The 7,225-nt window shown below is 48.3% G+C and carries 4 protein-coding genes; 3 read left to right on the forward strand and 1 reads right to left on the reverse strand.

Translation table 11 applies throughout. From position 1 onward, the window contains the following. Positions 1-164 precede the first annotated feature (164 nt). Genes DMX10_RS21560 through DMX10_RS32560 form a run of 3 tightly spaced genes read left to right on the forward strand, consistent with a single transcriptional unit; the run spans position 165 to position 5,416 of the window. Positions 165-4,127, forward strand: coding sequence for an RHS repeat domain-containing protein (locus tag DMX10_RS21560; RefSeq protein WP_111262991.1), 3,963 nt, complete (start codon positions 165-167; stop codon positions 4,125-4,127). 12 nt (positions 4,128-4,139) lie between these two features. Continuing rightward, positions 4,140-5,081: an RHS repeat-associated core domain-containing protein gene (locus DMX10_RS21565; protein ID WP_111262987.1), complete on the forward strand. Its 942-nt coding sequence runs from the start codon at positions 4,140-4,142 to the stop codon at positions 5,079-5,081. Beyond that, positions 5,078-5,416, forward strand: coding sequence for a hypothetical protein (locus DMX10_RS32560; protein WP_146603040.1), 339 nt, complete (start codon positions 5,078-5,080; stop codon positions 5,414-5,416). The genes DMX10_RS21565 and DMX10_RS32560 overlap by 4 nt, the downstream gene beginning before the upstream one ends. 579 nt (positions 5,417-5,995) lie before the next feature. Here DMX10_RS32560 and DMX10_RS21570 read toward each other — a convergent pair. Further along, positions 5,996-6,976 carry a GyrI-like domain-containing protein gene (locus DMX10_RS21570; protein WP_111262988.1) on the reverse strand — a complete coding sequence of 327 codons (981 nt, stop codon included), beginning with the start codon at positions 6,974-6,976 and terminating at the stop codon, positions 5,996-5,998. Positions 6,977-7,225: the final 249 nt, after the last annotated feature.

The following is a 7,225-nucleotide window of genomic DNA, read 5'->3' on the forward strand; positions in this document are numbered from 1 at the left end:
GAGGGTAGCTCGAGCGGAACTCCGTGTGAGGAAGCAGCGTCAAATCGTCGCCTCACCGCAGACCAGACACTCCAGAGTCGCACGGCTCAAACAGCCAGCCAAATAACGACTTCGACTGCTTAGCCACGAACGGAATCTTAATTCGGAAATCTCAAGGAGGACCTATGAGCAAGTCCAAATTTAAACTTGCAGCATTGATAGGGATTGTTTCTTGTCCTAACGCTTTTGCTCTTGATGAAGTTTCACCCGAAAAAATAATAAAGAGATTAACGCCATCTTTTGAAATTCAAAGTTTGGGCGAGGACAGTTTTGGTGAGACTCTCAGCCCCCATAAGGGGTCCTTTCAGTTTGTACATGCCGACTTACCTAAAACCGGCGCATTAAAACTGCTAGGCCTCACAAGAAATTATAACCCTGATAAAGTGGCAGGCTTTAATCGCCCTCAGCAGGAATTTGCCGATTGGGGATTAGTGCTACCGCATATAAGAGCTACTACCCAAGCACCAGGGCAAGCTGGACTTGTTGCAGCCCCGTGGGTAGGTGATTGGCGAGTAGGTGTTTCATCGGGCTCATATAAAAGGTGCTCAGAGTTTGGTTTGGTCTACTCGGATACTGGAATCGTAAACCCAAATCAGACCCCCCCTAATCGCGAAGTTTGGGCAGATGGCGTACAGTTAATCGTACCCGGTGGTGGCACGCAGGAGGTGCTGAAACCTTCGGTTGAATATAAGTCAAAGGTCAATCCCGGACAAAATTCGCCATATTTGATTACTCAAAAAAACTGGAAAATTGACTGCCTGAGCAGCACCGTTAATGGAGACCCCGGCGAGGGGTTTCTCGCTATTTCTCCCGATGGAATTAAATATTATCTAAACTGGATGGCGCATGATTTCATAGGGAGGCTAACCGTCGGAGCTCCTATAATAGAAAATAACGATCCAGGCATTGATTACATGGCTCTGACCAATTCAAAGTTGATGCCAACGCGAATTGAAGACCCCAGCGGGAATTATGTTGACATTACATACAGTGGTAAATATATAAAAGCCGTAACATCTAGCGATGGGCAGCGAGTAGATTTTTCGTGGAGTGACCACGGCCTATTGTATTACAACAGATATACGCAAGCATACAATCCTGCATATTACATAGATGAAATTAAATTAACTGGGCCCGACACTTCTACCAAAACCTGGCGATATAAATACTCTCCGTACGCTAGCCCAGGAGACCCGACTGGCGATTGGAATCTCACAGAGGTTGTCCTGCCCGATGGTAGAAAGTGGAAAATATCTCTGGGCACTTTAACCTCAACGATACCAATGACTCCAGGTGGATACAGTTACCCCCCTTATTGTATTCATAAGCCGTATAGCAACATAGGCCAAGGGACAATTACACACCCTACAGGGTTAGTGGGCAAATTCACAGGACAAGTGCAGTGGCATATATCAAAAAAACCATATTCGAGCTGTGCCAACCTATCCGAGACGGGCGAGCCAATACCATACGCAGCTGATCCAGACAGAGAATTCCATGCAACTCTTTTAGAGAAGTCATATATTGACAATGGCTCGCAGGCAACTTGGAAATATAATTACAGTGCATCTGATGCCTCTACAGGATCGACAATAGATAATAGCTCTTTCGAGAAAGCAAGGACGACAATAGAAAATCCAGATGGCACCAAAGACCTATACGTATTTAATAATGTCTTTGGAGCATTAGAGGGAACGCTGGAAGAAGTTTATTATGGTGTCACTTTAGACTCTTCTAACAATCCGATTTCCTCGTTAAGAACAGTCAAAAAACAGTATGTCGTTTCAAATAGCGCTTTTCCAACTTCGCTGGGCACCACCGCTATGTTTGATGGGAACATGCAGGCGCCGAGTATTTATGCCCCAATAGTGTCTGAGGAAACAACTCAAGATGGGGTTGTTTTTAAAAAAGAAATACAGTCCTTCAATGAGTTCGCAGATCCAGTATTGACAACTAAAACCAGCTCAGTGGAACCTGCAAGACAGTTTAGAACGAAGAGCACATTTTACAGCAATAAAGCAAGATGGATAATTTCGCTAATCGACTCAGTATCGAATGCGGATAATGGCGATCAAATCGCCAGATATGTGTATGACGCATCCAATGGAAAATTAACCGAGCGCTACGGGTATGGTCTTCTGCAGGCCAGGTACAACTGGGGAGTGGATGGCAATCTCCACTCTTACTTTGATGGCAATGGAAATGAGATAAGGCTAGGTAACTATAAGCTTGGGATTCCGCAAACAGTTACTTACCCAGACCTCTCGACTACAACTGCTGTCGTTAATGGGTTCGGGGAAGTGGTCTCAGTTACGGACCAGGGTAATGCAACGAGGAATTTCGAATATAACTTGTCTGGATGGATGATATCTGAGACCCAGCCCACTGATGACTCTTCACCATGGCATAACACTACGTATTCTTACGACTCAACTGAAGCACGCCTAATTGTCACAAAAACCACTGGCGTATTAACTGAGAAAAACTACTATGATGGAATGCTACGCCCTATAGCCAAGGTAGTTAGCACACCAAGTTCAACCGTCATCAAAGGCAAGAGGTACGATTGGAAAGGTAGGCTAATATTTGAATCATACCCTCAGGAAGGAGACATTAGCCAGCTTGGAAATTTGAAGGGATTTTATACATCCTACGATGCTTTAGATCGAGTTGTCAGAACTGAGCAGGACTCCGAGTTAGGAAGGTTGGTTACGACAACCAAATACCTTTCTGGATTAAAGTCAGAAACCACGGACGCCAAGGGGTACACAAAGACAGTCTCATACCAAAGCTTTGGTTCACCGTCGTATTCAGAACCTACTGAAGTCCAACTGCAGGGCACTAAGCAGATCATAAGAAGAGATATCTATGGAAATGTCCTGAGCGTAACCCAGGGCGGTGGTTTCAATGGTCAAAATTTAAGCCTGACAAAGAATTATTATTACGACGAGAACATGCGACTTTGTCGGATTAGCGAACCAGAAACTGGCAGCTACATGCAAGGTTTAGATGGCGTAGGAAACATTCTCTGGTACGCAGCAGGACAAGCAGTAGTTGGAGATGGATGCCAGAGGGCAGCGCCAAATGAGCAAAAAATTCGTCATGAATACGACGCTCTAAATCGTCTGATAAAAGTCACTTATCCGGACGGGACTCCAGGGCGCCAATACGTCTACGACTTGATGGGGCGACCAGTACTAGCCACTTCAGGGACTAACAAATGGAGCTTTACCTACAACAAGCGCGGACTATTAACTTCTGAGAAATTGACATCCGGAAGTAGCGGCTCCGTTGTCGGTTACGAATATGATTTATACGGTAGCCGATCAAAAATCATATACCCAAATGGAGTCGCTATAGAATTAGCACCGGACCCTAACGGCAAGCCTACTAAAATTGGAGACTACGTAAAAAATATCCGCTACTTCCCCGATGGGCAAATTAAGCACATGACCTACGGGAATGGGTTCGAATATGCTGCGATTCAAAACGCACGGATGCTTATAGATGGTATGTCCTATGCAAAATCGGGAATTTCTCATTACATGCAAGTTGTATCGAGAGATGAGAACCTGAATTTAACGCAAATAATTGATTCAACGAGCAATGGCTTGCGAAACAAGTCCATGACATATGATTCTCTGAATCGTCTATCTAGTGCAAATGCACCAGCCATTTGGGGCAAGGAGACTTTTCAGTATGACCCGCTAAATAATATAAGAAAAATAGTAAACAAAGGAACAACAAAGGATTTTAATTATAGCTCCAGAAACCTTTTAGAGGCCGTAAGTCAAGATGGCGAGACTATCAGTACCTATAAGTATGATGCTAGAGGAAATCTGATCGGGAAAAATGCATCCATCTTAACCTTCAACTTGGCAGATCAACTAACTAAGCAGCTCAAATCAAGGAGCGACTATGATGCTTATGGGAACCGAGTTGGACAAGATGAAATCACAACCGGAGTCCGCACAATCTATGGCTACAACCAGGATGGTGCATTGCTATTTGAAAGAGACTTAAGTTCAGGCAAATATACAAACTATTTCTACGTGAACGGCACACTAGTTGCCAAAGAGCAAGAATAGGGTGTGCCGACAATGAATATACTTAGCTTGTTTTCTGCTTATTCTCTGTCTCTATTTATGAGTTTGTTGCTGGCGAGCCAAGCATCAGCCGGAACGATAACCTACTATCATGTGGACTCCATTGGAAGTCCAGTTCTGGAGACTAATGCTGCTGGCGTAGTGACAAGAAATATCGACTATAGACCCTATGGTACAACGGAGTTAACCCCCGCCGTGAAGGGTCCCAATTTTACAGGGCATATATACGATCCCGATTTAGATTTAGTGTACATGAAAGCTAGGTACTATGACCCGAGCGTAGGTAGATTCATAAGTGCAGATCCGCTTCGGCCCAAGGATGGAGATCACTTTAGCTTTAATAGATACGCCTACGGAAACAATAACCCATACACATTTATTGACCCGACAGGAAAAAGTGCACTCTCCAACTTTTGGGCCTCTGTGATGACGTCTCTAGGGCTGTCTCTAGCTGCCCATGGCGTGTCGGGTGGTGCGATGAATATATCAACCCCTGAAGATAGTGACCCATTAGCCTCCCCCGGATCCAACATAGGCAGTCCGTCAACTTGGATATCAACTCCAGCTTCCCCTCCGCCACCTGACGATGATGACCGCTGGACTCCTCCTGAAATTAGAGGGACGCAAGTGGGATTGCGTGACCCAAGTAAAGTCGATGCCATAAAAAACGACATGTTGAATGGCAGATATGATTACTCCATATCCGAAGGGCAAATAGGAGGATTCAAGGACGTGAATGGCGTGTACCATATCGGAGAAGGTCATACTCGCGTTGCAGCTGCTAGAGAAATATTGAGAGAGACTGGAAACTCTCAGCCACTTAGAAATCTGATCAATAATGGCCGATGGACGTCCGGTGTTGATGCGCCTGCTAATAGCAGACCCTTACCAGGCCGCGGCTTGATAGAAAGCATTCGCAACAGGATCGGATTATGACTAAGCTAGATATTTATATGTCGATAGTAAGGGATGCGGTTATTATTTCGCGAAATCGCTCCACACTTCCATTCTGGGAGCGGATTCGAAGAGGGGTGGAATACTACGAGCTTGAATTAGCCCATGGCATTTTCCCATGCTTAAATAATGCGGAATTTGATTCGGCTGACCGCTGGTTTCTCGAAAACATAGCAACTTGGTACGTGCGTCACTGCACGAAAGAAATATCACCTAACTATCTTGAGAACTTAAAAAGGCTATCTGAAATCTGTAGTTTGGCAGGAGATCAGTTCTGTGCAAATATGGAGCTTCCAAAGCTGACCTCTCAGAGGTAATGCTATATCAACTGCAGCGCTACACTTGTATAAAGTGTAGCGTCTGCCGAATTATAATAGCCGTTTTGGATGGGGCGGAATTGTTCGGCATGGCAACTTATACCTCAAGTTTTCATGTAAAGCCGCTGTGAGCGAAGCTGCTGCTGGAGAATTGGCATGAAGACCACTACGACATCGGCTTCGAGCTGAGCCTCATAAGTTCGCCGAGCACGACAGCGGCTATCGCCAAGGCGGCGGAAATGCTTCTATTACCTCGTCTAGTGGGAAAACCTTCACGCCTTCCAGCGCAAGTGTGCCGATGCACTGGCGCGCATCGGGACGCTCGAATCGAAGGTTGCACTGGAGATCATAGCAATGCATGCGGACCCGCACCTTCGCGAGTATGGCAAGGAGGTGCTGGAACATTGGCCCTTGCCGTTCAAGGGCCGCGATATGCAGTAGATCGCCTTCTCTCAGCCGTTCCAAACGCCGATGCCGACGCGCGCGCCCTCCCCTCATGCCATTGGCCACCACAGCCGGGCATGAAGAGGTGAGTGATGACGAGATTGAACAGGAGCGGCCGTGAGAGCGCTCGCCGGGCTATAGCGCCCGCACCGGAATACAGATGTCGCAGCTGAACTCTCCGGTTTCAGGGTCGACCGCCGTGGTAGCGGAGAACCTCTCAAAGCATGGACGGTCGTCGCATTGCAGGCCGCTCGAGGGCATCCATTCACACATCAGCCACGTCCAGGCGTCCGCCAGCTTCTCCGTCTTCCCCTTGAAGCTCGCGACGGCATAACGACCACCCGGCAGGGTACTTATATCGGCTTGGCCACCGGCGACGAAATGCGCGGGCACTTCGACGCAGGCGTCATACCGGCACTTGCTGGCGGGCGTTATCGAGGGATCGTCATAACCCACGCCGTAGCAAGCCTCCCCGCTGAGGCCGTTCGAGAGCATCCAGGGCGCAATCGTATCGCGCCAGAATGCGCTCACTGCCGGGCCGTAGGGGCCAATCAAGCGTTGATAGGCGACTCGCACCCCGGGTAGATCGATGATACGTACGTCCATGGAGGTCTCTTCCGTTGATAGACAAGAGACGTCAGCCTCCCCGAACGCAGCCTCGCATGCCTGACTGCTTTTGCCGAAGACCTGATCAGGATTGCTATTCAGTACGCCAGGTTGCTGGCCGAGGGCGGCCGCCTGTGCAGCTACACGCAGCGGAGCATGGCTGCGCCAGTCCGACGGTGTGCAGCCGAACTTGAGCTTGAAGGCCCGCGCAAACGCCTCGCCCGAACGGAAGCCAGTGGCCAGCGCGGTTTCGAGAACAGTTTCAATGGGGCCGCAGGACAGACGAAAGGCCGCCTTCTCGAGCCGACGCCGACGCGCATAGCTGCCAAGCGTTTCCCCCATCCACGCGGCGAAAATGCGATGGAAATGGAAGCGCGAGAAATTGGCGATATCCGCCAATCGCTCGCCATCCAAAGGCTGATCGAGATGAGCATCGATGTAGTTGAGCACGCGGTTCATGCGTCGCGTGTACTCGGCGCGTGATGCCTGGGCGCAAGATTTGCTGGTCATGGTCCCTGGATCCGAAACGTCCCTGTAAATAGGCAGTAAGCATGTTGGTTGAGCAACGATAGCTGCTCAACCACTACTTCCCCGAGCGATACAGCGTAGAAGCATTGAATGTCTTCTATTGGCCGATTCTGTTGAAAAAGTAGCGTCCTCCCCATGCCGTTGGCAAAATTGCTCTGTCAGCGAGCGCGGGGGCGAATAGCATGATGGGGCAGTTACCGGGAGGGCAGCAGCGCCTGTTCTACTCGTTCA

This window comes from Pseudomonas sp. 57B-090624 (genome assembly GCF_003234055.1).
Lineage (GTDB): Bacteria > Pseudomonadota > Gammaproteobacteria > Pseudomonadales > Pseudomonadaceae > Metapseudomonas > Metapseudomonas tohonis.

Bases quoted from the DNA above. Each gene is read 5' to 3' on its own strand.
- DMX10_RS21560 (WP_111262991.1), top strand. From the start codon at position 165: ATGAGCAAGTCCAAATTTAAACTTGCAGCATTGATAGGGATTGTTTCT.
- DMX10_RS21565 (WP_111262987.1), top strand. From the start codon at position 4,140: ATGAATATACTTAGCTTGTTTTCTGCTTATTCTCTGTCTCTATTTATG.
- DMX10_RS32560 (WP_146603040.1), top strand. From the start codon at position 5,078: ATGACTAAGCTAGATATTTATATGTCGATAGTAAGGGATGCGGTTATT.
- DMX10_RS21570 (WP_111262988.1), bottom strand. From the start codon at position 6,976: ATGACCAGCAAATCTTGCGCCCAGGCATCACGCGCCGAGTACACGCGA.